Genomic DNA, 24,444 nt, shown 5'->3' on the forward strand with positions numbered 1-24,444 from the left:
GCTTGCTCCTTCGTCGCCTGCGCAACGGCGCCTGACCGGCGGGACGGCCGCGAACCGGCCACTTCGTGGCCGTCCCCTCCTCGAGGTCGGGGAGTGCGAGGCGGGGCCGGGCAGCGACGGTTCGGTTCTACCTCAGGTGTACCGCGGTGGCGGCGCGGCGGAGCTTGCCCGACGACGTCTTCGGCAGGGCGCCGGGGCCGAGGACCGCGACCGTGCGCGGGCGGGCGCCGACCTCGGCGAACACCTCGTGGACGATCTCGCGCTCCATCCGCTTCACCTCGTCGGGTTCCTGGTAGTCGTTGGATTCCACCACCACCGCGAAACTTTCGCGCTTCTCGCCCGCGTCCAGGCGCACCGCCACCGCATTGCCGGGACGCACGCCGGTCACGCGCAGCGCGGCCCGCTCGATATCGGTCGGGTAGATGTTGCGGCCGCCCATGATGATGACGTCCTTCATCCGCCCGCACACCACGATCAGGCCCGCGTCGGTGAAGTAGCCGATGTCGCCGGTGTCGAGCCAGCCCTCGTCGTCCTGGGCGGGCCGGAACCCGTCGACGGTCACGTAGCCCGAAGTCACCGCGGGACCGCGCAATTCGATGATGCCCACCGTGCGGACCGGCAGCGGCTGCCGTTCGGTGTCGACGACCCGGCCCTCCAGATCGTCGACGAGGTGGCCGAGCGTGGGCAGCCTGCGCGGGGTGCCGTGGTGGCCGGTCTCGGCGACCGGCACCGCCTTGCCGACGGCCTCGAGCAGATCCGCGTCGATGATGTCGAGCACCATGCCGTGGCCGCAGTCGGGCACCGACACGGCCAGCGTCGTCTCTGCCATGCCGTACACGGGGGTCAGCGCCATCGGGTTGAGCCCGAAATTCTTGCCCGCCTCGGCGAGCGCGATCATCGTGTCCGGGTCGACCGGCTCGGCGCCGTTCCACATGTAGCGCACGCTGGACAGGTCCATCGACCCCGGCTCGGCCTGCCGCAGCCGCCGGGCCAGCAGCGAGTAGGCGAAGTTCGGTGCCGCGGTGACGGTTCCGCGGTACTTGTCGATCAGTTCCGCCCACAGCAGCGGCCTCGCCAGGAAGTCCAGCGGGGTCACGCAGACCACCTCGGCACCGAATTGCATGGGCACGCTGAGGAATCCGACCATGCCCATGTCGTGGAACAGCGGTAGCCAGCTGATCATGACGTCGTCGACGAGCTGGAACTTCACGCGATTGAACATCGCGTGCGCGTTGACGTTGAAGTTGCCGTGGGTGATTCGCACGGCCTTGGGCGACCCGGTCGACCCGGAGGTCAACTGCTGCAGGGCGATATCGGATTCGGTGGTCGGCACCGGATCGGTATCGGGGCCGGTGTGCAGTTCCTCGATCTTGACCACGGTGATCCCGCGTTCGAGCAGCACGGGTTCGGCGGCGGCGAACGGCGCGCCGAGCACGACGGCCTTGGCCTCGATCATGCCGAGGACGGTTTCGGTATCGCGCACCCAGACCGCGAGATCGGTGCGTGGAGTGGGCTGATGCAACATTGTGATGGAGGCGCCGCGCATCCAGATGGCCTGACAGACCGGCGCGATGTCGACGGGAAGCCCGGCGAGCACGCCGACGGCGTCACCGTGCTCGATCCCGGCGGCCGCGAGACCACCCGCCATACGCCGTGCCTGGCGATGAATTTCCCCCCAGGTCTGCCGCAGCGGCGCCTCCGGTTCCCCGGTGACCAGCCCCCGTGGGCTGGTCAGCGCTGTGGCAAACATTTCGTCGGTGAACCTGCTCAACGTCGGACTCCCTTTACGCCAACGATCGGTTACGGCCGTGCTCCCAACAGAAAATCCCCGCCCGCCCAACGGGTGTTAACCCCGACTGACACCCGAGCACCCTCGCCGATCAGCTCTCGGCGGCGAAGGTGGCAGCGTAGCGGTCCACATATGGTCTACCCGATAGTGCTGACATTTCCCGCATCAGCTGATCAGTTGCCACTCTGACCTGGGCGCGATGAACCGCTGCCGGATAACGCCGCGCCGGCTGGATACTGATGCGCACCTTGGTGAAACGCAACAGTTTCCGACCGCGAGGGTTCATGCGGTCGGTTCCGTCCAGCACCACGGGCACCACCGGCGCCCCTGTAGCCATGGCAACGCGTAGCGCCCCGGTGCGACCACGATAGACCCTGCCGTCGATCGACCGTGTGCCCTCCGGGTGAATTGCCCAGGCGCCACCCGCCGCGAGGATCCTGGTGGCCGCCGCGAGCGCGTCGGCGGCGGCGTCACCACCGGTCCGGTCGACCGGCACCTGCCCGGCGGCGGTGAAGAACCAGCGTGTGCATCGCCCGCGCAACCCGGTGCCGGTGAAGTACTCCTGTTTCGCGAGGAAGGTGAGCGGGCGCGGGATCACCAGCGCCAGGTAGAGCGAGTCGATGAAGGCCAGGTGGTTGGCCGCGATGATCACCGGTCCGGTGCGCGGCACGTGTTCGATGCCTTCCACCCGCGGGCGTCCGAGCAGGCGCAGCAGCGGGCCGATGACGACGTATTTGCACAGCAGGTACCACATGGCGACCTCCGAGTAGACAGTGTCTACCGCACCTTAGTAGACACTGTCTACGGATGCGAAGGTGAGCGCGAACCACCGGATGTGCAGAATTGCCCGTATGCCCGAATCGTTGCGCGAGCGCCTGATCGACACCGGTGTCGACCTGCTCGAACGCGACGGTGTCGGTGAACTCGGGCTGCGGGCCATCGCGCGCGCCGCCGGTGTCTCGCACGGCGCGCCGCGGCGCTATTTCCCGACGCACGCGGCATTGCTCGCGGCGATCGCCGCACGCGGCTTCACGGAGTTGATCGACCGGTTCGCCGCGCTCGGCACGATCGACGACCCGCGAGAACGCTTGCGCCGGATGGCGATCGGCTACGTCGACTTCGCCGTCACCCGGCCGGAGATGTTCACGCTGATGTTCCGCCACGACCTGCTGGCAGGCTCCGGCGAGAACCTCAGGGCGACAACGAAACCGCTGTTCGGGGGCATCATCGCGCTCATCGCCGCCGCCGACCCGGCCGCCGACGCGCCGCGCAAGGCCCTGATGCTGTGGACCAATGTGCACGGCATGGCCACCATCGCCGCCAACCGGACCCTCGAAGTCGTTGCCCCGGGCCAGGACCCGCGCCTGCTCGCCGACGAGATCGTCGGCGAGCATCTCTCCGGCTAGCGGATGATGTCTGCGAGCGCCGCTACGAAGCGGTCGAGGTCTTCGGTGCTCACGAAGTAGTGGGGGGAGGCGCGGACGACGGCGGGGAGGGTGCGGGCGGTCATGTCGAGGAGGGTGGAGCTGGCGTGGCTGACGGTGACGGTGACGGCGTGGTCGGCGAGCCGGTCGCGTAGGTGTACGGGGTTGTGGTTGTCGGCGGTGAACGAGACGATGCCGCTGTGGTCGGTGCCGAGGTCGCGGACGGTCACTCCGGACAGCTCGGGCAGGGTTTTGCGGAGGTAGTCCGCGCGCTCGGCGACGGTGGCGTAGACCTCGTCGGGGCCGAGGGCGAGCAGGTAGTCGACGGCGGCGCCGAGGCCGAGGCGGGCGGCGACGTCGCATTCCCAGAATTCGAAACGGGACGCGTCGGGGGCGAGGCGATATTCGCTCTCGCCCACCCATTCGGCGCTGTGCAGGTCGAGCCTGGCCGGTTCCATCGTCCGCGCCAATTCCTCGCGGACGTAGAGGAATCCGGTGCCGCGGGGGCCGCGCAGCCACTTGCGTCCGGTGGCCGAGAGCGCGTCGACGCCGAGTTCGGCGACATCGATCGGCAGCTGGCCGATCGATTGGCAGGCGTCGAGCAGGACCAGCGCGCCCGCCTCGTGGGCGATCCGGGTGGCCTCGGCGACGGGATTCACCAGGCCGCCGTTGGTCGGCGCGTGCTGGAGCGAGACCAGCCGTACCCGTTCGTCGAGCATGGCCGCGAGCGCGTCGGTGTCGAGGCGGCCGGTGTCGTCGCTGGGGATGTGCTCGACCACCGCCCCGGTCTGCTTGGCGCGCTGGAGCGCGGCGATCGCGTTGCTGGCGTAGTCGGCCCCCGAGATCAGGATGCGATCGCCGGGGCGCAGGGGCAGTGAGTAGGCGAAATCGGCCCATGACCTTGTCGCACTGTCGCTGAGCGCGATGGTGTCCGCGGTCGCGCCGATCAGGGCCGCGATCGAGGTCTTCACCGCGGCGAGATCGTCGAGACGCTCGTTAGCCGCGCGATAGCCGCCGATCTCCGCTTCCCGGCGCAGGTGGCCGATGACGGTGTCGGTGACGACCCGCGGCGGCAGCGAGGATCCGGCGCTGTCGAGGAACACCTGTCCGGTGGCGAGTCCGGGCGTGGCGGCTCTGATCGCGGCGAGATCCATCATGGCGACGACCCTACCGTCGACGGGGCGTTCCCCAATTCGTCACTTTTCCTGTCGGTGCCCGTCGCTACTCTGGAATGAGTCGGTTGCATGAACACGCGAATTCCCCCGGTAGTACACAGCACGCGGAGGTTGGCATGGCGGTCACTCTGGAACGTTCTTCGTGGCCCGATTCCGCCACTGACCAGGGCGAACTATCGTCCAGGGCGGCGGCGGAGGCCTATGTCGGCGGTGTCTGCTTCAAGCTCGGGCCACCCGCGCTGATCGGCGCCGAACTGGAGTGGCTCACCGCCGGGCCCACCGGTGCGCGCCCCTCGCTCGAGCTGATGGCAGCGGCCCTCGGGCCATACGCGCCCACCTCGATCGCCCCGGCTTCGGCCGCGGCACCCCTGCCCGGCGGGAGCATGGTCACCCTCGAACCCGGTGGTCAGATAGAACTTTCCAGCGCCCCTTTCGCCGATGCCGAGGCGCTGACGCACAATCTGCGCGCTGATGCGGCCCGTTTGCGGGACCTGCTCGCCACGCAGGGCATCGGCATCGTCCCCGCCGCCGCCGATGCCGATCGACCTGCCGAAAGACTGCTTCGCCTCCCTCGCTACGCCGCCATGGAACGCCGGTTCGCCGGTGTCGGCCCGTTCGGCAGCCTCATGATGTGCAATACCGCCGCCACCCAGGTCAGCGTCGACGCGGGCGCCGACGCCGACGAGGTCAGAGCGCGCTGGACGGCGCTCTACGCGCTCGGACCGGCCCTGATCGCCGCCTTCGCCTGCTCGCCCGTACTGCACGGCGCACCGCAGGGCGAGTGGGCCTCGCAGCGGATGCGCACCTGGCTGCGGCTCGACCCCTCCCGCACCCGCCCACCGGTCGCCGACTGGGGTGATCCCATCGCCGCCTACGCGCACTGGGCGCTGGACGTGCCACTGCTGTGTGTGCGCTGCACCGAGCGCGATGCCGACTGGTCGCCACCGCCGGGCGCCACCTTCGCCGACTGGCTGGCGGGCGCACTGGACGACGAGGTGGGCCGCAGACCGGGCACCGCCGACCTCGACTATCACCTGACCACCCTGTTCCCACCGGTCAGGGCCTCGGGCCACCTCGAGGTCCGCTACCTCGACACCCAGCCCGGCGACACCTGGACCACCCCGATCCACGTCGTCGACGCGCTGTTGTCGACACCGGCGGTGGTCGAGGAGGCGACAGCCATCGCCGCCCCGACGGCAGGGGAGTGGCTCGGCGCCGCGCGCACCGGTCTGCAGGACCCTCAATTACGCCGAGCGGCAGTGGATCTGCTCGAACTGGCCGAGCAGCACGCCCGATCGATCACTGCCGCACAGGAATCGGCACTCGCCGCCCGCCGGTGCCGGTCCGGCCGCAGCCCGCTCACCCTGGCGAAGCCGGCCCGCGACGGATCGTGACGATCTCGCTCGCCGACCCCGATGTCGTTGTCGCCCTCTTCGTTCGGAGCTGATCCCGTGACCCTTTCCGCCCCCGCCGACCACAGCAGCCGCGACCGCATGCGTGACCGGATCGCCGAGGTCCTGCAGCGTGCCCGCCGCCGCACCGCCACCCTCACCGACAGCGTCGACGAGGCCGACCTCGTCGCCCAGCATTCGCCCCTGATGAGCCCGCTGGTCTGGGACCTCGCGCACATCGGCAATCAGGAGGAACTCTGGCTGGTCCGCGATGTCGGCGGCCGCGAGGCCGTCCGGGCCGATATCGACGAGCTCTACGACGCGTTCAAGCACGCCCGCGCGCACCGCCCCGCGCTGCCGCTGCTGAATCCCGATCAGGCGCGCGGCTATGTCGGCACCGTGCGCGAAAAGGTGTGGGACGTCCTGGGTTCCAGCGCACTGTCGGGTGATCCGCTGGTGGACAACGGCTTCGCGTTCGGCATGATCGCTCAGCACGAGCAGCAGCACGACGAGACCATGCTCGCCACCCACCAGCTGCGCCTCGGCGCGCCGGTACTGTCCGCGCCGCCCGCGCCCACCGCGCAGGCGCTGATCGGCGGCGAAGTCGTCGTTCCCGCAGGCGAATTCCTGATGGGCACCTCCGCCGACCCGTGGGCCCTGGACAACGAACGCCCCGCCCACCCGGTGCAGGTGCCCGGCTTCGCCATCGATGTCGCGCCGGTGACCAACGAGCAGTACCTGGCCTTCATCGCCGACGGCGGCTACGAGCGGCCCGAACTGTGGTCGGATCGGGGCTGGGCGCACCGCCAGGAAGCCGGGCTCGTCGCACCACAGTTCTGGGAGCGCGACGGCACGCGGTGGACGCGCCGGGCCTTCGGAGTCAGCGCACCGCTGCGGCCGCGGCAGCCGGTGGTGCACGTGTGCTGGTTCGAGGCGGAGGCCTACGCGCGCTGGGCGGGCAAGCGATTGCCGACCGAGGCCGAGTGGGAGAAGGCGGCCCGATTCGATCCGGCCACCGGCGCGTCGCGGCGCTATCCGTGGGGCGAGGACACGCCGGACGAGCGCCTGGCCAATCTCGGTCAGCGGCATCTCGAGCCCGCCGATGTCGGCGCGTACCCGGCCGGTGTGTCGGCGACCGGCGTGCACCAGCTGATCGGCGACGTCTGGGAATGGTGCGCTTCGGGTTTCGAGGCGTACCCGGGGTTCCGCGCCTTCCCGTACCGCGAATACTCGGAGGTCTTCTTCGGCGGCGACTACCGCATCCTGCGCGGCGGTTCGTTCGGCACCGACGAGGTCGCCTGCCGCGGTACCTTCCGCAACTGGGACCACCCGATCCGCCGCCAGATCTTCGCCGGGTTCCGGCTGGCTCGCGACCTGCGCGAGGACGAACGCTGATGTCCGGGAACAACGTCGGTCGTTGCCGGACCGCACGACGGGCGGGTGATCGCTGATGTGCAGACACCTCGGATACCTCGGTCCGCCGGTGCCGGTCGGTGAGTTGGTCGTGCGCGGCTCCCACTCGCTCTACCAGCAATCCTGGGCGCCCACCGACATGCGGGCAGGCGGCACGATCAATGCCGACGGTTTCGGCGTCGCCTGGTGGCGCCGGGCCGATGTGGGCGTCGAAGGCGCGCGCGACGCGGTCACCCGCTACCGCAACGCCGCGCCCATCTGGACCGACCCGGCCGTGGGCGAGGTCCTCGGTCAGCTGGAATCGCGCGCAGTGCTCGCCTCCGTCCGGTCGGCCACTGTCGGTATGCCGGTGGAGCGCGCGGCCTGCGCGCCGTTCGTCGATGAGCACTGGGCCTTCAGCCACAACGGTGTCGTCCCCGACTGGCGGACAACACTGGCGCTCGTACTCGCCGACCTGGACGAGATGTTCTCCTCCACATCAGGATTCAGTGCGCCCGCCGGTGCGTCTCACGCACAGAGAAATGGTGCGGTGCCGTCGGGTTCGCCTGCCGGGTCGTCTTCTGGCGGGCAGCAAGCCGGTGCAGCGCCGTCCGTCGATGCGATGCGGATCCGCCCCGAGACCGCACCCCTGTTCGGTTCGCCCGCTGCGCTGCTGCATGCCGAGTCGCTCACCGATTCCGCGGCACTCTGGGTGCTGCTTCGTGGCCTGCTCGGGGCAATCGACCCCGGCGGCCCGATCACCGACGCCGCGGCTGCGCTGCGACTGCTCACCGCCGCGGTACTGCGGCACCAGCCGAACGCCCGCCTGAACCTGTTGCTCGGCAACGGGACACAGCTGTGGGCCACCACCTGCTGGCACTCGCTGTCGGTCCTCGTCGCCGACGACTACACCGTGCTGTGCTCCGAACCGTACGACGCCGATCCACGGTGGCAGCCGGTCGCCGATCGCCAACTGGTGATCGCGGGCCCTGGCCACTGCACCATCACCGCTCTCGAGCTTCCCGTCACCGAAAGGGTCCGTTCATGACCGCGCCGCTGCTGGACATCCACCTCACCGACGACGATCTCACCGCGGCCTTGCGCACCGACGCCCGCACCGGCTTGACCGCCACGCCGAAATCCCTGCCGCCCAAATGGTTCTACGATGCCCGCGGCAGCGAGCTGTTCGAGCAGATCACCGAACTGCCCGAGTACTACCCGACCCGCACCGAGCGGGCCCTGCTGCAGCGGGTCGTCCGCGAGATCGCCGCGGCAGCCCGCCCCGAGGTGCTGGTGGAACTCGGGTCCGGCTCGGCCGCCAAGACCCGCCTGCTGCTCGACGCGCTCACGGCCGAAGGCTCGCTGAAAACCTATGTACCGCAGGATGTTTCGGCCTCGGCGCTGCGTGGCGCGGCCACCGAGATCGCGACCGAGTACCCGAATCTGGCCGTGCACGGCGTCGTCAGCGACTTCACCGACACCCTGCACAATCTGCCGCGCGGCGGCCGCCGGATGATCGCCTTCCTCGGCGGCACCATCGGCAACCTGGTGCCCGCCGAGCGAGCCGAGTTCCTGGCCGGTATCAACGAGGTGCTCGAACCCGGCGAGCTGCTGTTGCTCGGCGCGGGCCTGGTGATCGACCCGGCCGTCCTCGTCCCCGCCTACGACGACGCCGCCGGTGTCACCGCCGAATTCAACCGCAATGTCCTGCACGTGCTCAACCACCGCCTCGGCGCCGACTTCGACCCGGACAAGTTCGAGCACATCGCCCTGTGGGACGCCGAGAACGAGTGGATCGAGATGCGTCTGCGCGCCACCGAGGCGATGACCGCGCGCGTCGCCGACCTGGACCTGACCGTCGACTTCGCGGCGGGCGAGCAGATGCGCACCGAGATCTCGGCCAAGTTCCGCCCTGACGGCCTGCGCGCGGAGCTGGACGCCGCGGGCTTCACCACGGCACACACCTGGACCGACCAGGACGACCGGTTCGCCCTGGTCCTGGCCGAACGACGCTGAGGGCTACAGGTCGAGCTCGTCGGCGAGGTACTCGCCGGCGGTGAGGTTCTCGTCGCCCTCGAGGTCGCGTTCGACGCCCTCTTCGCCGTCGATCGCGTCGTCGTCGTAGAGGTCACCGTCGACGCCGTCGTCGCTGACTATCCGGACGGCGGAGACCTCGGCGGGGCGTTCGTCCTCTTGGACCGCCTCGCGGGCGGCGCCGTTCTCGGTCCACTCCTCGCCGACTTCCTCGTTGATGCCGAGGAAGCCGTCGGCGTCGGCTTCGTGATTGCGGATCACGTAGTCCTCCGGCGGGTCCTCGACGTACCGCTCGTATTCGACGATGTCGTCGGCCTGATCGTCGTCGCCCATGTCCATGTCCAGCGGTTCACGGCTCATAGGCCCAGTATCGGCCTCCGGTCGGCGTCCGTCACCGTAGCCACGCCCGGCGGTCAGTGCTCGACGCCCTCGAAGACGCCGGTGAACCACTCGACCAGCGGCCGCAGGTCGGTCCACGCCCGCCGGATCTCGGTGGCCGCCGCCGGGGTCGTCAGCCAGTCGGGCGCGCCGAACTCGCGGTTCGCGATGAGCGATTTGTGCCGCAGCAGTTCGATGCGGGGATGGTCGATGGCGTAGCCCTTCGGCTTGGTCTTGAGGCGGTCACCGCCGATGGTGTAACCCGCCGCGGTCGCCGCCGCGAGGATGGCCTCGAGTTCGGCGCCGCGGACGTCGTCGTCGATGGTGGCCCGCAGCGTCGCCAGCGCCGCGGGCGACATCTGGTAGCAGCCGCCGGCGACGAACAGCCCCGCCGCGTTGATCTGCACGTACCAGCCGACACCGGGCGCCGTGCCCGCCACCGCGCCCTGATGGTTCTTGTACGGCGTCTTGTCGGCGGAGAAGCGGACGTCGCGGTAGGGCCGGAAGATCTTGGCCTGCCCGAACTCCGGTTCGAGTTCGGCGGCGAGCGCGGTCATCGGCGCGCGCACCGCCTCGTCGTAGGTTTGCTTGTGCGCGGTCCAGAATGCTTTGGAATTGTCGGCCTCGAGGTCCTCGTAGAAGTCGAGGGCCGCCAGCGGGAACCCGGTGAAAGCGTCCATCGATGCAGTATCGCCCGCGCCGGTCAGAGACTGCCGAGCGCCACCACGAACAGCACGACGGCCAGCGCGGCCAGCGCCGCGACGACGCCGTTGGCGATCGCCGCCCATTTACCCATCTGCTCGCCCTTGGCGTGCCCGACGATCCCGAGCACGATCCCGGTCGGCGCGGTCACCAGGATCGGCAGCCCACACAGCATCGCCCCGCCGACCACCGACGCCGCGACACAGCAGAAGCTGATGATCGACCAGATGGGTGTGCTGTCGGCATACCCGTAGCGCTGCATCGGCACGGGCTGATAGGGCAGCGGATACCGCGGCGCACCATAACCGACCCGACCCGGAACGGGATACGCCTGCGGATAGAGCGGCGCTGGCGGTGGCGGCGGATACGGCGGCAGCTCGACCGGCGGCGCCGGACGCTCGATCCCGGCCCACGGCAGCTCGGGCTGCGCGGGCGCGGGCGGTGGAAGTTCGGCGGGCGGCGCGTCGTTCACCCACATCCGCTCGGTCGGCGCGGGCGGCGGCGCGGATGACTCGGGCGCGTCCTGCACCCGATCCTTACCGAGCTCTACCCGGCGTTCCGGTTCGGTACTCATGTCCCCCCTGCCACGTCCCGACTTACAGGACCACCATGCCTCGAGACCAGCCGGCGCGCCACGTCGAAGACAAAGCGCACCGACTGATCTCGAGAGAACATGGGTAACTCACCGGGTACGGGCTAGCCCAACCACTCCCAAAGGCTTGCCGCGTCCCCAACCCACCCCGCACCCCAGTCTGGCCAAAGTCGCGGAGAGGCGGAACAGCCTATGCGTTGCCGTTGAACAGGCCGGTGACCGAGCCGTTCTCGAAGACCTCGCGGATGGTGCGCGCCAGCAGCGGCGCGATGGACAGCACGGTCAGCGTGGGGAACTTCTTCTCCTCGCTGATCGGCAGGGTGTTGGTGATGACGACTTCCCTGGCACCACAGTTGGCCAGGCGCTCGGCGGCCGGGTCGCTCAGCACGCCGTGCGTGGCGGCGATGATGACATCGCCGGCGCCGGCCTCCTTGAGGACCTTCACCGCGCCCGCGATGGTGCCACCGGTGTCGATCATGTCGTCGATCAGCACGCAGGTGCGGCCCTCGACGTCACCGACGACGCGGTTGGACTTCACCTGGTTGGGCACCAGCGGGTCGCGGGTCTTGTGGATGAACGCCAGCGGCGTGCCGCCGAGCGAGTCGGCCCACTTCTCGGCGACCTTCACGCGACCGGCGTCGGGGGAGACGACGGCCAGGTTGTCCGACTGGTAGTTGGTGCGGATGTACTCCGAGAGCTGCACCAGCGCGTGCATGTGATCGACGGGGCCGTCGAAGAAGCCCTGGATCTGGTCGGTGTGCAGGTCGACGGTGATGATGCGGTCGGCGCCCGCGGTCTTGAGCAGGTCGGCGACGAGGCGGGCCGAGATCGGCTCGCGGCCGCGGTGCTTCTTGTCCTGGCGCGCGTACGGGTAGAACGGCAGCACCGCGGTGATCCGCTTGGCCGAACCACGCTTGAGCGCGTCGATCATGATCAGCTGTTCCATCAGCCACTGGTTCAGCGGAGCGGGGAAGCTCTGCAGCACGAAGGCATCGGAACCGCGCACCGACTCCTCGAACCGAACGAAGATCTCGCCGTTGGCGAAATCGCGCGCGGTCTGCGGCGTGATGTCGACGTCCAGTTCCTTGGCGACCTGCTCGGCCAGCTCAGGATGTGACCGGCCGGCGAAGAGCATCAAGTTCTTCTGGTTGTCGATCGAGAACGCGGTCACTGCTGGTTGCCATCCTTTTGCTCGATTGTCTGATCAGACGTCTCGTTTGCCGCGATGGCATCCGCCGCCGCGCGCGCCGCAGCGGTTCCTGGACGGTAACGCTGCACCCAGTTCTCAATGATGCGCTGTGGCCCACCCGACACGGCCAGTGCCCCCGGTGGAACGCTTCTACGCAGCACAGTACCCGCTCCGGTATAGGCTCCGTCACCCACGGTGACCGGGGCGATGAACATGGTGTCGCTACCGGTCCGCACGTGGGAACCGACCACAGTGTGATGCTTGTTGACGCCGTCATAGTTCACAAAGACGCTGGAAGCGCCGATGTTGCTGTGCTCGCCGATCGTCGCGTCGCCGACGTAGGTCAGGTGCGGCACCTTCGAGTGCGCTCCGATCGTGGCGTTCTTGGTTTCGACGAAGGCGCCGAGCTTGCCCGCGTCGCCGACGACAGTGCCGGGCCGCAGGTAACTGAACGGGCCGATGGTCGCGCCGTCACCGATCTCGGCGCGCTCGCCGTGTGTACGGATGACGCTCGCGCCGGCCCCGACGACGACGTCGGTGAGCGTGGTGTCCGGCCCGACCTCGGCGTCCTCGCCGATGTGGGTCTCGCCGAACAGCTGGGTGCCGGGACGGAGCACGGCGTCGCGCCCGATCCGCACGGTCGCGTCGATCCAGGTCGTCGCCGGATCGATGATCGTGACGCCGGCGCGCATGTGCCGTTCGAGGATGTACCGGTTGAGGGTTGCGCCCGCCTCGGACAGCTGCACCCGGTCGTTGACCCCGGTCACCTTGTTGGAGTCGACGAGTCGCGCGCCGTGCACGGGATGCCCGGCCTCGCGCGCCAGCCGCAGCACGTCGGTCAGGTAGAGCTCGTGCTGGGCGTTGGCGGTGGACAGCCGTCCGATCATGGTGCGCAGCACGGAGGCGTCGAAGGCGTAGACGCCGGAGTTGACCTCTTTGATCTTGGCCTGGGCTGGCGTCGCGTCGGCGTGCTCGACGATCTCGGCGACCTGGCCGTCGGCGTCGCGCACGATCCGGCCGTAGCCGTTGGGGTCGTCGGGGACGAAGGTCAGCACGGTGACGGCGGGCCGTTCGGCGTAGCTGCGGTGCTCGTCGAGCAGCGCGGCGAGCGTGTGCCCGTCGAGCAGTGGCACGTCGGCCGAGGTGACGAGCAGATCGCCGTCGAAGTCCGGGGGCACCGAGCTCAGTGCGCACTGCACCGCGTGGCCGGTACCGAGCTGCTCCTCCTGCACCGCGCTGACGATCTCGCGGCCGAGTTCCTTGCCGACCTCGGCGACGGCGGCGCCGACCTTGTCGCGGTCGTGGCCGACCACGGTGATCAGGTGCGTCGGATCGATCTCGGCGGCGGCGTGCAGCGCGTGCGAGAGCATCGACCGGCCTGCCAATGGATGCAGCACTTTCGGAGTCTTCGACCGCATTCGCGTCCCAGCACCCGCTGCGAGAACGACGACGGCGGTCTGCGGTGGCATGGATCTCCCTCGGCTGCCTGTCAGCGAGTGTGCTGTGGCGGGTTCGGTCGGTGATGGTGCGGGCCGACGATACGTCACTGTGTCCGTGTGTGCTCCGCCGCCAGGACTCGAACCTGAACTATCTGAACCAAAATCAGAGGTGCTGCCATTACACTACGGCGGATCGCCACACCAGTGGGCCGTGAGAGCCCACCACTGTGCTACGGCACGGCCATGATCCTCGCACAGTTCCCGCCTCCCGGGCGAATCTTGTCCGTGCCTGTCGTGCTCGCCGTGGCGAGCCGTTGCTAACCTTCTGGAACGTACGTACTGATCTCGTGAGCACATGGGTAACTCGTCGGGGACGCCCAGCACTCCACCCGCACACGTCTGCCGGCCCGACGCGGTAGTGGAGTACCACCTGAAGACCGGCAAGAGTCGCGGAGAGGCGGGGGAGGACGTTGTCTTCCAGCGAGTCGGCCCGTATGTCGAGGCCGAGGATGACCGGTACGCAGCGGCGGCAGCAGCTGATCGAGATCGGTCGCGCGTTGTTCGCCGAGCGGGGGTATGACGCGACATCGATCGAGGAGATCGCGCAGCGTGCACAGGTGTCCAAGCCGGTGGTCTACGAGCATTTCGGCGGCAAGGAGGGGCTCTACGCGGTGGTCGTCGACCGCGAGATGTCGATGCTGCTGGACATGATCACCTCCTCGCTCACCCAGAATCGCTCGCGGGTCCGGCTCGAGCAGGTGGCGCTGGCGCTGCTCACCTACATCGAGGAGCGCACCGACGGCTTCCGGATCCTGGTGCGCGATCAGCCTGCCGCCAATGCCGACGGCCGCTATTCCAGCCTGCTCAACGAAGCCGTCAACCAGGTCGCCCACCTGCTGGCGAGCGATTTCGCGCGCCGTGATCTCGACACCAGCCTCGCCCCGCTCTACGCGCAGGCACTCGTCGGCATGGTGTCCACCGCCGCGACGTGGTGGCTCGACGAGCGTGAACCGCCGAAAGAAGTGGTCGCGGCGCATCTGGTCAATCTGTGCTGGAACGGATTGAGCCACTTGGAAGCCGAACCGGGGCTCAGCTCCGAATGGAATACCGGGCAGGCAGGCGGATCGGCGGGGTAACCGGACGATAGCGCCTACTGCCACAGTGAATCCAGGATTCGGCTGCCCTGTAGCCGCCTGGTGGTACGGTTCACCCATCCTTTTGGGTGCTGCCGGGCGGTATGTCGATCAAACTTCGGGATGTCGGTCTACTTCAGGATGGCTGGATTATTGGATGACAGGCGGATCTGATGGCTAGGCAAGCGCGCGCGGAGATCACCCGCGACTCCGTCCTTGCTGGCGCTGCCGATGTCTTTCTCCGCTTGGGCTACGCCAACGCGAGCCTCAGCGAAATCATCGCGCAGTCCAATGTGACCAAGGGCGCCTTGTACTTTCACTTCGGCTCCAAGGAGGAGCTGGCCAGGGCGGTGGTCGATCAGGGCAACGAGCGCCTGGTCGGCTCGTGCCAGGGATTCTTCGATTCCCGGGTACCCGCGCTGGAGGCGTGCATCGGGATCACCTATGTGGTGGCCGACCTGTCGATGAACGATCCGATGGTCGGGGCGATGCTCAAGCTCAACCATCAGATCGGCGACTATCGCGGCGCCCAGGGCGACAACATCGCCAAGGTCTGGAGTGAGACGTACCGGGTGCTGGCCGAGCGCGCCATCGCCCAGGGCGATCTGAACGCCGACCTGGACGCCGACGTGGTCGGCCTGCTGCTGCACGAGCTGACGGCGGGCGTGCACATCGTGGCCGTCGGCACCGAGTCGATGGACGAGATGGCGGCCAGGATGGAACGTGCCTGGTACTTCCTGCTGCCCTCGATCGTGCCGCCGGAGAAGCTGTCGTACTTCCGCGAGTTCGCCGCCCGCCGCCTGCGCCGCTACGTGCTCTAGACGCTGCGGTCGGTGGCGAGCACCGCGCGCACGTCGGCCTCGTCGCCGGTGGTCTCGATCCTGACCTCGTTGCGGCCGAACGCGTGCAGCAACAGCTCCGACGGCTTGCCGGTGAGCACGACCTCGGCGCCGGGCGCCTTGTGCGCGGTGATCCGGTCGCCGGTCGGCGTCGCCAGCGCCACCGCCACCGGTGCCTTGCGATAGGCGGCACGGGCGACCGTGCGCAGCGCCGACCACAGCCGCGACTCGTCGCTCGCCGCCAATTCCCGTGGCGTCCAGCCGGGTTCGGCTCGGCGGACGTCCTCGTGATGCACGAACATCTCGGTGAGGTTTGCGAATGCGTCGACCGGCCGCAGCGGTGACCACCAGGGCGGTCCGGTGCGGACCAGTTCGGCGAGTTCGGCGAAGGGCCGCTGCGCGATCTTGTCCTGGGCCGCCTCGAGGTATCCGGCCAGCGGCTTCACCAGGATGCCGAGCGAGGCATCCGGCCTGCGTTCCCTGACCACCAGATGGGCGGCAAGGTCGTGCACCGTCCAGGTGCCGCACAGGGTCGGGGCCGACGGCCCCGCTTCGATCATTGTCGCCACCAGGGCGTGGCGTTCCCGCTGAGCCAGACTCACGACCTCGACGGTACGCGGTCGCCGCCACCGGGGCGGGGCGGGAGGCGTGCGCCGAACGTGTCGGGGCCGGTGATTAGACTCGACCCGGAACATCCCGTCTGCGTATCAGGAGCGTTCATGTCCTCCCTTCGTCCTCCGCTCGCCGGTCTGGCCGAGGCGGCTGGGGGTGACGCCGCGCTGCGGACGGTTGCCGACCTGGTCGGCAAGTCCGGGGTGGAACTGGTCGCGCCCTCGGCGGTGCGCCCGTTCGTCGCCGGGACGATCGCGGCGCAACAGCCGCTGGTCGTGGTCACCGCGACCGGCCGCGAGGCCGACGATCTGACCGTCGAGCTGGCCGAGATGCTCGGCCCGTCGGTGGCGATGTTCCCGTCCTGGGAGACGCTGCCGCACGAACGGCTCTCGCCCGGCCCCGACACGGTGGGCCGCAGGCTCGAGGTGCTGCGCAGGCTGGCCCATCCCGACGACCCGGTCTACCCGGAACCGCTGCGCGTCGTGGTGACCACGGTGCGCTCGCTGATGCAGCCGATGACGGCGGGCCTCGGCGATATCGAACCGATCGTGCTACGCGTCGGCGCCGACTACGACTTCGGCGCCCTGCTCGCCCGCCTGGTGGAATTCGCCTACACCCGGGTCGACATGGTCGGCAAGCGCGGCGAGTTCGCGGTGCGCGGCGGCATCCTCGACCTGTTCCCGCCGACCGCGGATCACCCTGTGCGCGTGGAGTTCTGGGGCGACGAGGTCACCGAGCTCCGCCCGTTCTCGGTGGCCGATCAGCGCTCGCTGAGCGAGCACACTCTCGACACCATCGTCGCGCCGCCCTGTCGCGAACTGCTGCTCACCGAGCCGGTACGCGAACGCGCCGCCGCCGTCGCCGCCGACAACGCCGCCGATGCCGCCCTGGTCGAGATGCTGGACAAGATCGCCGAGGGCATCCCGGTCGACGGCATGGAAGCCCTGCTTCCTGTCCTCGCGCCCGGCAAGCTGAGCCTGCTCACCGAGGCCCTGCCCGCGGGCACCCACCTGCTGCTGTGCGATCCGGAGAAGATCCGCACCCGCGCCGCCGATCTCGTGCGCACCGGCGAGGAATTCCTCGAAGCATCATGGACCGCGGCGTCTTTCGGCAGCGACGCGCCGCTGGGCGCGCACGGCCTCGACCTGGCCGCCTCCGGCTACCGCGGCCTGCCCGAACTGCACACCAGTGCCGACGAGCTCGGCCTGCCGTGGTGGACGCTGAGCCCGCTCAGCTCCGGCGACCCGGTCGAGGTGAACCTGCCCGTGCTGCCCGGTCCCACCGCGCGCGGGTCCGAGGAACTGGTCGCCACCATGTTCGCGTCGCTGCGCGCGCACGTGGCCACCGGCGGCCGCGCGGTCGTCGTGGTGACCGGACACGGTACGGCGCAACGCATTCTGGAACGGCTCGCCGACGCCGAGGTGCCCGCCGCGGCGCTGGCGGCGGGCGCGGTGCCGGAACCGGGCGTGGTCGGGGTGCTGTGCGGTTCGCTGCACGACGGCCTGATCTTCGACGACGTGAGCCTGGTGGTCGTCGCCGAATCCGATCTGACCGGCAACCGGGTCACCGCCCCCACCGAGGGCAAGCGGCTGCCCGCCAAGCGCCGCAACCAGGTCGACCCGCTGGCGCTCACCGCGGGCGACATGGTCGTACACGACCAGCACGGCATCGGCCGCTTCGTGGAGATGATCGAGCGCACCATCGGCGGCGCCCGCCGCGAGTACCTCGTCATCGAGTACGCACCGGGCAAGCGTGGCCAGCCCGGCGACCGGCTGTTCGTGCCGATGGAATCGCTCGATCAGCTCTCCCGCTACGTCGGCGGCGAGCTGCCGAGCCTGTCCAAGCTCGGCGGTTCCGACTGGGCGAACACGAAACGCAAGGCGCGCAAGGCCGTTCGCGAGATCGCCGGCGAGCTGGTGCAGCTCTACGCGGCCCGTCAGGCGGCGCCCGGTCACGCCTTCGCCCCGGACACACCCTGGCAGCAGGAGATGGAGGACGCGTTCGCGTTCACCGAGACCGTCGACCAGATGACCGCCATCACCGACGTCAAGGCCGACATGGAGAAGGCGGTCCCGATGGACCGCGTGGTGTGCGGCGACGTCGGCTACGGCAAGACCGAGATCGCCGTGCGCGCCGCGTTCAAGGCGGTCCAGGACGGCAAACAGGTCGTCGTACTGGTGCCGACCACCCTGCTGGCCCAGCAGCACCTGCAGACGTTCACCGAGCGGGTCGCCGGATTCCCGGTGACGGTGAAGGGCCTGTCGCGGTTCACCGACGCGGCCGAGTCCAAGGAGATCATGGCCGGGATGGCCGACGGCGCGGTGGACATCGTGGTCGGCACGCACCGGCTGCTGCAGACCGGCGTGCGCTGGAAGGACCTCGGCCTGGTCATCGTCGACGAGGAGCAGCGCTTCGGCGTCGAACACAAGGAACACATCAAGGCCCTGCGCACCCACGTCGACGTGCTCACCATGTCGGCCACCCCGATCCCGCGCACCCTGGAGATGAGCCTGGCGGGCATCCGCGAGATGTCGACCATCCTCACCCCGCCCGAGGAGCGGCACCCCGTCCTCACCTATGTCGGCGCCTACAACGACAAGCAGGTCACCGCCGCCATCCGCCGTGAGCTGATGCGCGACGGCCAGGTGTTCTACGTGCACAACCGGGTGTCCTCGATCGACAAGGCGGCCAAGAAGATTCGCGACCTGGTGCCCGAGGCGCGCGTCGTCGTCGCGCACGGGCAGATGAACGAGGACCAGCTCGAGCGCACCGTGCAGGGTTTCTGGCAGCGCGAATACGACGTGCTGGTCTGCACCACGATCATCGAGACCGGCCTCGACATCTCCAACGCCAACACCCTGCTCGTGGAACGCGCCGACTCCCTCGGCCTGTCGCAGCTGCACCAGCTGCGTGGCCGCGTCGGCCGGTCCCGCGAGCGCGGCTACGCCTATTTCCTGTACCCGCCGGAGAAGCCCCTCACCGAGACCGCCTACGACCGCCTGGCCACCATCGCCCAGAATTCCGACCTCGGCGCCGGTATGGCCGTGGCGATGAAGGACCTCGAGATCCGCGGCGCGGGCAATGTGCTCGGCGCCGAGCAGTCCGGCCATGTGGCAGGCGTCGGTTTCGACCTGTATGTGCGCCTGGTCGGCGAGGCCGTCGAGGCGTATCGCGCGGCCGCCGACGGCAAGCCGATCGTCACCGAGGAGACCAAGGAGGTGCGCATCGACCTGCCGGTGGACGCGCACATCCCGCCCGACTACATCGCCAGCGACCGGCTGCGGCTCGAGGCCTACCGCAAACTCGCCGCCGCGCAGGACGATCCGGCGCTGGCCGCGGTCGTGGAGGAGCTCGTCGACCGGTACGGCCCGCTGCCGGTCGAGGTCGGCAGGCTGGTGTCGGTGGCCAAGCTGCGCCTGCTCGCCCGCGCCTACGACGTGTCCGAGATCGTGGTCACCGGAACGACACTCAAGATCGCGCCGCTGACTCTGCCCGATTCCAAACAGCTCCGGCTCAAGCGGCTCTACCCGAGCGCGACCTACCGCGCCGCCAGCGGTCTTGTGCAGTTGCCGCTGCCCCGGATCACCGACAGCGTCGGCGCCGACCGGGTGCGCGATGTCACCGTGCTGCAGTTCGTCGCCGACCTGCTGCTCGCACTGGACGGCAAACCGCAAGGCATGGTGGATCTTTCGGTGCCGACGGAAGCGACGCCGGTCTGATGGGCGGCGAGGCTACCCAGGAGGCGGCCGACACCGCCGTGGTCGCGGCCGGTCTCGCGGGCGCGGTCGAGGTGATGGACCGGCTGTGGCATTTCGGCGGCTGGGAGACCACCCAGACCCACGACTCGCTGCGGCCCTACCTGCTCGAGGAGACCTACGAGCTGCTCGACGCCATCCAGGCGGGCGACTACGAGACCATCAAGGAAGAACTCGGCGACCTGCTGCTGCAGGTGCTGTTCCATTCCCGGATCGCCGAAGCCGCAGGCGAATTCACCGTCGACGAGGTCGCCGCGACATTGGTCGGCAAGCTGGTCAACCGCAGCCCGCACCTGATCGCGGCCGACCTGCCCGCCGGCACCTCGGTGGCCGACAAGATCGCCGCCCAGGAAAAGGCGTGGGAGGAGCGCAAATCCGCGGAGAAGGCGCGCCGTTCCTGCCTCGACGGCATCGCGATGGCCCAGCCCGCGCTGGCGCTGGCAGAAAAGGTGCGCTCGCGCAGTGCCAGAGCCGGTCTGCCCGATGACCTCGTCCCGGAAGCGCTGCGCGTAGTCGAGCTGGGCGGCCCCGATTCGGCCGAGGAACGCCTGCGTAAGGCCACCCTCGACTTCGCCACCGCCATCCGGGCCGCCGAGGACGCCGCGGAATCCGCACGTGGCGAACGTCTCCCGTTGGCCGCGCGGGAATGGCGCGCCTACTGGCCGAAGGAGTTACCGGTCAGCTAATCCGATTGTTCGCGCAGGTGACGGCTGAGACGTTGCTGAGATCTGCCGGACAATCCGCCGCGAGTCAGCGAGCAAGTGGCACACCGATTTAGACTCGGGGGTGCGCTCGCCGTTCGCGGCGGGCCATGTGGTGTCCGACGATCGTCGAGGTGAGGTAGATGGCAACAGAAGTCGATCCGGCCGAGCAGGATTACACGACCGATCATCCCGAGCTCGACGTGTTGCCGGTGTGGCCGCAGGAGACGATCGCGGTGCTGGTCACGACCGATCCCGCGCCGCACGCGATTCCCGTGTCGTGGCCGGTGCGCGCGGATGACCGGCGGATTCTCATCAGCCTCAAGTCCGATCGCGGCTCGCTGGCCCGGTTGCGGGCTCAGCCCGAGGTGGCCCTGCTCATCCTCGGCGGTGGCAATGTCGCGCTGTGCGCGCGCGGACGGGCGACGGTGATCGCCGAGCAGATGCCGTCGGCGGACGACTACACCGCCGTGCAGCTCGACGTGGACGTCATCGACGACCATCGGCAGTCGGCCTTCGCGGTGGACCGCGGCATCCAGCGCACCGTGCTCGACGAGTCCGAACTGCGCGCACTGGAGGGCCGGGTCGAAACCCTGCGGACCTGGGCAGAGAAAGGAAACTGAGATGACTGTCACGCTCGCCAAGGGCGGCAATGTCTCGCTGTCGAAGCAGACCGACAACCTCACCAAGGTGGCGGTGGGTCTGGGCTGGGACGTGCGGACGACCACCGGCGCCGATCACGACCTCGACGCCAGCGCGCTGGCGACCGGCGCCAACCTGAAGGTGCTCTCCGACCAGCACTTCGTCTTCTACAACAACCTGCGCTCGCCGGAAGGCACCATCGAGCACACCGGTGACAACCTGACCGGTGCGGGCGACGGTGACGACGAGGTGATCAACGTCGACCTGGCCGCCACCCCACCGGCGATCACCAACATCTTCTTCCCGGTCTCGATCCACGACGCCCAGGCCCGAGGCCAGTCCTTCGGCCAGATCCGTAACGCCTACATCCGCGTCACCGACGCCAACACCGGCGTCGAACTGGCCCGCTACGACCTGTCCGAGGACGCCTCCACCGAGACCGCCATGGTCTTCGGCGAGCTGTACCGCCACAACAACGAGTGGAAGTTCCGCGCGATCGGCCAGGGCTACGCCTCCGGCCTGGCGGGCATCGCCCGCGACTACGGCGTCAATATTTGATGCGGGCCGGGGCCCGCGTGTTCGCGGCCCCCCTGTCCCGCCGGTCAGGCACCGTTGCTTGCTCCTTCGTCGCGTACGCAACGGCACCTGACCGCCGGGACGGCCGCGAACCGCCGCTGCGCGGCGGCCCCTCCTCGAGGTCGGGGTGTGCGGGGTACTAGTGCGATTGGGTGGCAGGTACGCGCACTGCCGGTGTTGTACTCGCCTGATCCAGCAGGGCGAAGTATTTGCGCAGCATGAGCACCGCGGTGGTGGCCAGGCCCGCCGTGAGGCCCCACCACACGCCCGCGGCGCCTAGGCCGAGCGGGAACGCGAACAGCAGGGCCGCGGGGAGGCCGACGCCCCAGTAGCCGACCAGCGACAGCCGGAAGCCCGCCGAGGTCTCCTTGAGCCCGCGCAGCAGGCCGGTGCCGATGTTCTGCGCGGCATCGAAGAACTGCAGCACGATGCCGATGAGCAGCAGGGTGTGCGCGACGGCGATGGTGTCGGTGTCGGAGGCGTCGAGGAACGGCGCGAGCACCAGATCCGGGGCGACCACGTACACGGCGCCGGTGACCGCGGCGAGTACGCCGGCATGCCGCAGCGCCAGCCAGGCCAGCGCCCTGGCATGGCTGAACTCGTCGCGCGCCACGGCATGGCTGACCAGGATCGACGCACCGTGCGAGAGCCCGATCGCCACCTGGAACACGATGTAGATGATCTGGTAGACGACATTGTGCGCGGCAAGCGCGGCCGGTCCGAAGCTGCCCATCACCAGCGCCAGCACCGAGAACATGCCCGCTTCCGACCCGTAGGTCAGCGCGATCGGGGTGCCGAGGCGCAGTTCCTCGCGCACGGTCGCCCAGCGCACCGGCCACGGCGTCGACGGCAGTGTCGGGCCGAGTCGCTCGTCGTGGCGCACCATCGCCCAGAACACCGCACAGGTGATCAGGAAGACCAGCGAGGTCGCGATGCCGACGCCGGTCAGGCCGCTGGCCGGAATCCCGGCCCAGCCGTGGATGAAGGTCAGCGCGAGCACCAGGTTCAGCGCGACCGAACCGAGCGTCACCAGCAGCAGTGCCTGCGGTCGCTGCATGCCGACGGTGTACTGGCGCAGCACCTGGAACCACAGGCACGGCAGCAGGCCGGGCGCCAGCGCGATCATCATCGGCCTGGCGAGGGCGAGCACACCCTCGTCCTGACCCAGCCACGACAGCGCCCAGCCGAGCCCGATCAGCACGGCCCCACCGAGCAGGCCCGCGATGGTGGCGATGACGAAGGCAGCGCGCACGACGCCGCGGATCTCGTCGTCGGCCGAGTCGCCGCGCTTACCCGCCGCGCCGAGCGCCCCGGCGATCTGGTTGCCGGTGCCGGTGATCAACCCGACGCACATGGTGCGGATCTGGTTGAACAGCACCAGCGCCAGGCCACCGGCGGCGACCTCGGCCACCCCGAGCGTGCCCATCAGCGCGAGGTTGGTGGTCGAGACCGCGATCTGCGCCAGCTGCGTCAACGCGATCGGCGTCGCCAGCCTGGCCAGTGCGCCGCTGTCTGCCCGGGTGCCGATCACCCGCTCGCTCCGGAACGGTTCCACAGGTGGCGCCCCTGAGCGCTGACCCGCGGGCTCCGGGCCGCCCCGGGGCGGCTGTTCGTGTGGCGCGCGATCGCGCTCACCTGACCTCCAGCAGTTCGTCGTGGCGCCGCAGCGGCGAGTAGCGGCGCAGCAGCGTGGTGATCTCGCATTCGGCGGCGGGGTCGAGCAGGTCGCGCGCGGCCATCCAGTCGTCGTCGAACACCGTGTCGAGATACTTCTCGCCACCGTCGCACACGATGGTGACCACGGTCGACCCGGCCGGGAATTCCTCGAGCCGCGCCAAGGCATTGTGCACCGAACCGCCCGCCGAACCGCCGATCAGCAGACCGTGTGTCCTGGCGACGGCGCGCGCGGTGGCGAAGGCGTCGACATCGCTGACCTTCACGCCCTCGTCGAGCTGGGAATAGTCGACGGCGGTGCCGATGGTCGCGCCGGGCGGGGTCCCGGTGCCCGACTGCCAGTACGGGCCGCCCTCGCCGCCGAAGGCGATGGAACCGACCGGCTCGACGCCGATCACCCTGGCGGGCTGACCGAGCTCGCGCAGCCGGGTGGCCGTGCCGAACAGCGAGCCGCCGGTGCCGACCGCCGAGAGCAGGATGTCGACCCGCTCGACCTCGGCCAGCAATTCCTCGGCCACCGCGTAGTAGCCGACGGCATTGGCGTCGTTGTTGTGCTGTTCGGTGAAGTAGGCGTCGTCGCGGGCGGCCGCCATCGCCTCGGCGAGGTCCTCTCGTGCCGAGGTGGCCAGCTCGTCGTCACCGTCGTCGGCGACGAACACCAGGTCGGTGCCCATGGCCCGCATCGCGCGCAGTTTGTCCTTACATGCGTGGTTGTCGACCACGGCGGTGAACCGATAGCCACGTTCGGCCGCGACCACCGCCAAGCCGAGCCCGGTGTTGCCGGACGTCGACTCGATGATATGCCCGCCATCGCGCAGCAAACCCCGCCGCTCCGCGTCGAGCACCATCGACCTGGCCATTCTGATCTTGGCGGCGCCGGTCGGATTGAACTGTTCGAGCTTGAGCAGCAGCCGGGTACCGGAGTCGGTGACGGCGAGTTCGAACAGGGGAGTGCGGCCGATCAGATCCGTCACGCGCGTGACGAGAGCCATGGGAAATTCCTCCAT

General features: G+C 69.3%; 22 protein-coding genes and 1 tRNA gene. 11 read left to right on the plus strand and 12 right to left on the minus strand.

The window, feature by feature from the left end:
• Nucleotides 1-127 precede the first annotated feature (127 nt).
• On the minus strand, nucleotides 128-1,771 hold the full coding sequence (locus ACWF82_RS27330) for a fatty acyl-AMP ligase (RefSeq protein ID WP_452505693.1): 1,644 nt from the start codon (nucleotides 1,769-1,771) through the stop codon (nucleotides 128-130).
• A gap of 109 nt (nucleotides 1,772-1,880) precedes the next feature.
• Nucleotides 1,881-2,543, minus strand: coding sequence for a lysophospholipid acyltransferase family protein (locus tag ACWF82_RS27335; RefSeq protein ID WP_452505695.1), 663 nt, complete (start codon nucleotides 2,541-2,543; stop codon nucleotides 1,881-1,883).
• Between the two features lie 97 nt (nucleotides 2,544-2,640).
• Between ACWF82_RS27335 and ACWF82_RS27340 the strand changes: the two genes are divergently transcribed.
• The gene (locus ACWF82_RS27340; RefSeq protein ID WP_452505697.1) at nucleotides 2,641-3,195 is read left to right on the plus strand and encodes a TetR/AcrR family transcriptional regulator; all 555 of its coding nucleotides are present in this window, start codon (nucleotides 2,641-2,643) and stop codon (nucleotides 3,193-3,195) included.
• Here the strand turns inward: ACWF82_RS27340 and ACWF82_RS27345 are convergent.
• On the minus strand, nucleotides 3,192-4,370 hold the full coding sequence (locus ACWF82_RS27345; RefSeq protein ID WP_452505699.1) for an aminotransferase class V-fold PLP-dependent enzyme: 1,179 nt from the start codon (nucleotides 4,368-4,370) through the stop codon (nucleotides 3,192-3,194). The genes ACWF82_RS27340 and ACWF82_RS27345 overlap by 4 nt on opposite strands.
• Nucleotides 4,371-4,504: 134 nt before the next feature.
• Between ACWF82_RS27345 and egtA the strand changes: the two genes are divergently transcribed.
• The 4 genes from egtA to egtD all read left to right on the plus strand — a co-directional run bounded on the left by egtA (nucleotide 4,505) and on the right by egtD (nucleotide 9,187).
• Nucleotides 4,505-5,782, plus strand: a complete 1,278-nt coding sequence (gene egtA, locus ACWF82_RS27350; protein WP_452505701.1) for an ergothioneine biosynthesis glutamate--cysteine ligase EgtA — start codon at nucleotides 4,505-4,507, stop codon at nucleotides 5,780-5,782.
• A gap of 99 nt (nucleotides 5,783-5,881) precedes the next feature.
• A complete protein-coding gene (egtB, locus tag ACWF82_RS27355) occupies nucleotides 5,882-7,174 on the plus strand; it encodes an ergothioneine biosynthesis protein EgtB (protein WP_452505823.1) in 1,293 nt (430 codons plus the stop codon).
• 55 nt (nucleotides 7,175-7,229) lie between these two features.
• Nucleotides 7,230-8,219 carry a class II glutamine amidotransferase gene (locus ACWF82_RS27360; RefSeq protein WP_452505703.1) on the plus strand — a complete coding sequence of 330 codons (990 nt, stop codon included), beginning with the start codon at nucleotides 7,230-7,232 and terminating at the stop codon, nucleotides 8,217-8,219.
• Nucleotides 8,216-9,187 carry an L-histidine N(alpha)-methyltransferase gene (gene egtD, locus ACWF82_RS27365; protein WP_452505705.1) on the plus strand — a complete coding sequence of 324 codons (972 nt, stop codon included), beginning with the start codon at nucleotides 8,216-8,218 and terminating at the stop codon, nucleotides 9,185-9,187. Before ACWF82_RS27360 ends, egtD begins: the two co-directional genes overlap by 4 nt.
• A 3-nt stretch (nucleotides 9,188-9,190) precedes the next feature.
• Here egtD and ACWF82_RS27370 read toward each other — a convergent pair whose 3' ends face one another.
• The 6 genes from ACWF82_RS27370 to ACWF82_RS27395 all read right to left on the minus strand — a co-directional run bounded on the left by ACWF82_RS27370 (nucleotide 9,191) and on the right by ACWF82_RS27395 (nucleotide 13,698).
• Nucleotides 9,191-9,565: a hypothetical protein gene (locus ACWF82_RS27370; RefSeq protein ID WP_452505707.1), complete on the minus strand. Its 375-nt coding sequence runs from the start codon at nucleotides 9,563-9,565 to the stop codon at nucleotides 9,191-9,193.
• Between the two features lie 53 nt (nucleotides 9,566-9,618).
• Entirely contained in the window at nucleotides 9,619-10,263 is a 645-nt protein-coding gene (locus ACWF82_RS27375) for a DUF2461 domain-containing protein (protein WP_452505709.1), read from the minus strand.
• Nucleotides 10,264-10,286: 23 nt separating this feature from the next.
• On the minus strand, nucleotides 10,287-10,859 hold the full coding sequence (locus ACWF82_RS27380; protein WP_452505710.1) for a hypothetical protein: 573 nt from the start codon (nucleotides 10,857-10,859) through the stop codon (nucleotides 10,287-10,289).
• A gap of 208 nt (nucleotides 10,860-11,067) precedes the next feature.
• Entirely contained in the window at nucleotides 11,068-12,048 is a 981-nt protein-coding gene (locus tag ACWF82_RS27385) for a ribose-phosphate diphosphokinase (RefSeq protein WP_379028460.1), read from the minus strand.
• The gene (glmU, locus tag ACWF82_RS27390) at nucleotides 12,045-13,535 is read right to left on the minus strand and encodes a bifunctional UDP-N-acetylglucosamine diphosphorylase/glucosamine-1-phosphate N-acetyltransferase GlmU (RefSeq protein ID WP_452505712.1); all 1,491 of its coding nucleotides are present in this window, start codon (nucleotides 13,533-13,535) and stop codon (nucleotides 12,045-12,047) included. Before glmU ends, ACWF82_RS27385 begins: the two co-directional genes overlap by 4 nt.
• Nucleotides 13,536-13,627: 92 nt before the next feature.
• Nucleotides 13,628-13,698: transfer RNA gene (locus ACWF82_RS27395), tRNA-Gln, on the minus strand.
• Nucleotides 13,699-14,014: 316 nt separating this feature from the next.
• On the opposite strand from ACWF82_RS27395, the gene ACWF82_RS27400 reads away from it, so the two are divergent.
• Nucleotides 14,015-14,641 carry a TetR/AcrR family transcriptional regulator gene (locus tag ACWF82_RS27400; protein ID WP_379304811.1) on the plus strand — a complete coding sequence of 209 codons (627 nt, stop codon included), beginning with the start codon at nucleotides 14,015-14,017 and terminating at the stop codon, nucleotides 14,639-14,641.
• A gap of 170 nt (nucleotides 14,642-14,811) precedes the next feature.
• Nucleotides 14,812-15,459: a TetR/AcrR family transcriptional regulator gene (locus ACWF82_RS27405; RefSeq protein ID WP_189026025.1), complete on the plus strand. Its 648-nt coding sequence runs from the start codon at nucleotides 14,812-14,814 to the stop codon at nucleotides 15,457-15,459.
• Here ACWF82_RS27405 and ACWF82_RS27410 read toward each other — a convergent pair.
• On the minus strand, nucleotides 15,456-16,079 hold the full coding sequence (locus ACWF82_RS27410) for a TIGR03085 family metal-binding protein (RefSeq protein WP_452505715.1): 624 nt from the start codon (nucleotides 16,077-16,079) through the stop codon (nucleotides 15,456-15,458). The genes ACWF82_RS27405 and ACWF82_RS27410 overlap by 4 nt on opposite strands.
• A gap of 117 nt (nucleotides 16,080-16,196) precedes the next feature.
• Between ACWF82_RS27410 and mfd the strand changes: the two genes are divergently transcribed.
• The 4 genes from mfd to ACWF82_RS27430 all read left to right on the plus strand — a co-directional run bounded on the left by mfd (nucleotide 16,197) and on the right by ACWF82_RS27430 (nucleotide 21,745).
• Nucleotides 16,197-19,808, plus strand: a complete 3,612-nt coding sequence (gene mfd / locus ACWF82_RS27415) for a transcription-repair coupling factor (RefSeq protein WP_452505716.1) — start codon at nucleotides 16,197-16,199, stop codon at nucleotides 19,806-19,808.
• A complete protein-coding gene (locus ACWF82_RS27420) occupies nucleotides 19,808-20,530 on the plus strand; it encodes a MazG family protein (protein ID WP_452505718.1) in 723 nt (240 codons plus the stop codon). The genes mfd and ACWF82_RS27420 overlap by 1 nt, the downstream gene beginning before the upstream one ends.
• Before the next feature lie 158 nt (nucleotides 20,531-20,688).
• Nucleotides 20,689-21,168: a hypothetical protein gene (locus tag ACWF82_RS27425; protein WP_452505720.1), complete on the plus strand. Its 480-nt coding sequence runs from the start codon at nucleotides 20,689-20,691 to the stop codon at nucleotides 21,166-21,168.
• A 1-nt stretch (nucleotide 21,169) separates the two neighbouring features.
• Nucleotides 21,170-21,745: a TerD family protein gene (locus ACWF82_RS27430; protein ID WP_452505722.1), complete on the plus strand. Its 576-nt coding sequence runs from the start codon at nucleotides 21,170-21,172 to the stop codon at nucleotides 21,743-21,745.
• A gap of 157 nt (nucleotides 21,746-21,902) precedes the next feature.
• Here ACWF82_RS27430 and ACWF82_RS27435 read toward each other — a convergent pair whose 3' ends face one another.
• Nucleotides 21,903-23,318, minus strand: coding sequence for an MATE family efflux transporter (locus ACWF82_RS27435; RefSeq protein ID WP_452505724.1), 1,416 nt, complete (start codon nucleotides 23,316-23,318; stop codon nucleotides 21,903-21,905).
• Between the two features lie 76 nt (nucleotides 23,319-23,394).
• Complete coding sequence (locus tag ACWF82_RS27440) at nucleotides 23,395-24,429, minus strand: PLP-dependent cysteine synthase family protein (protein ID WP_452505725.1); 1,035 nt, start codon at nucleotides 24,427-24,429, stop codon at nucleotides 23,395-23,397.
• Nucleotides 24,430-24,444 lie beyond the last annotated feature (15 nt).

Source organism: Nocardia sp. NPDC055053 (genome assembly GCF_053608285.1).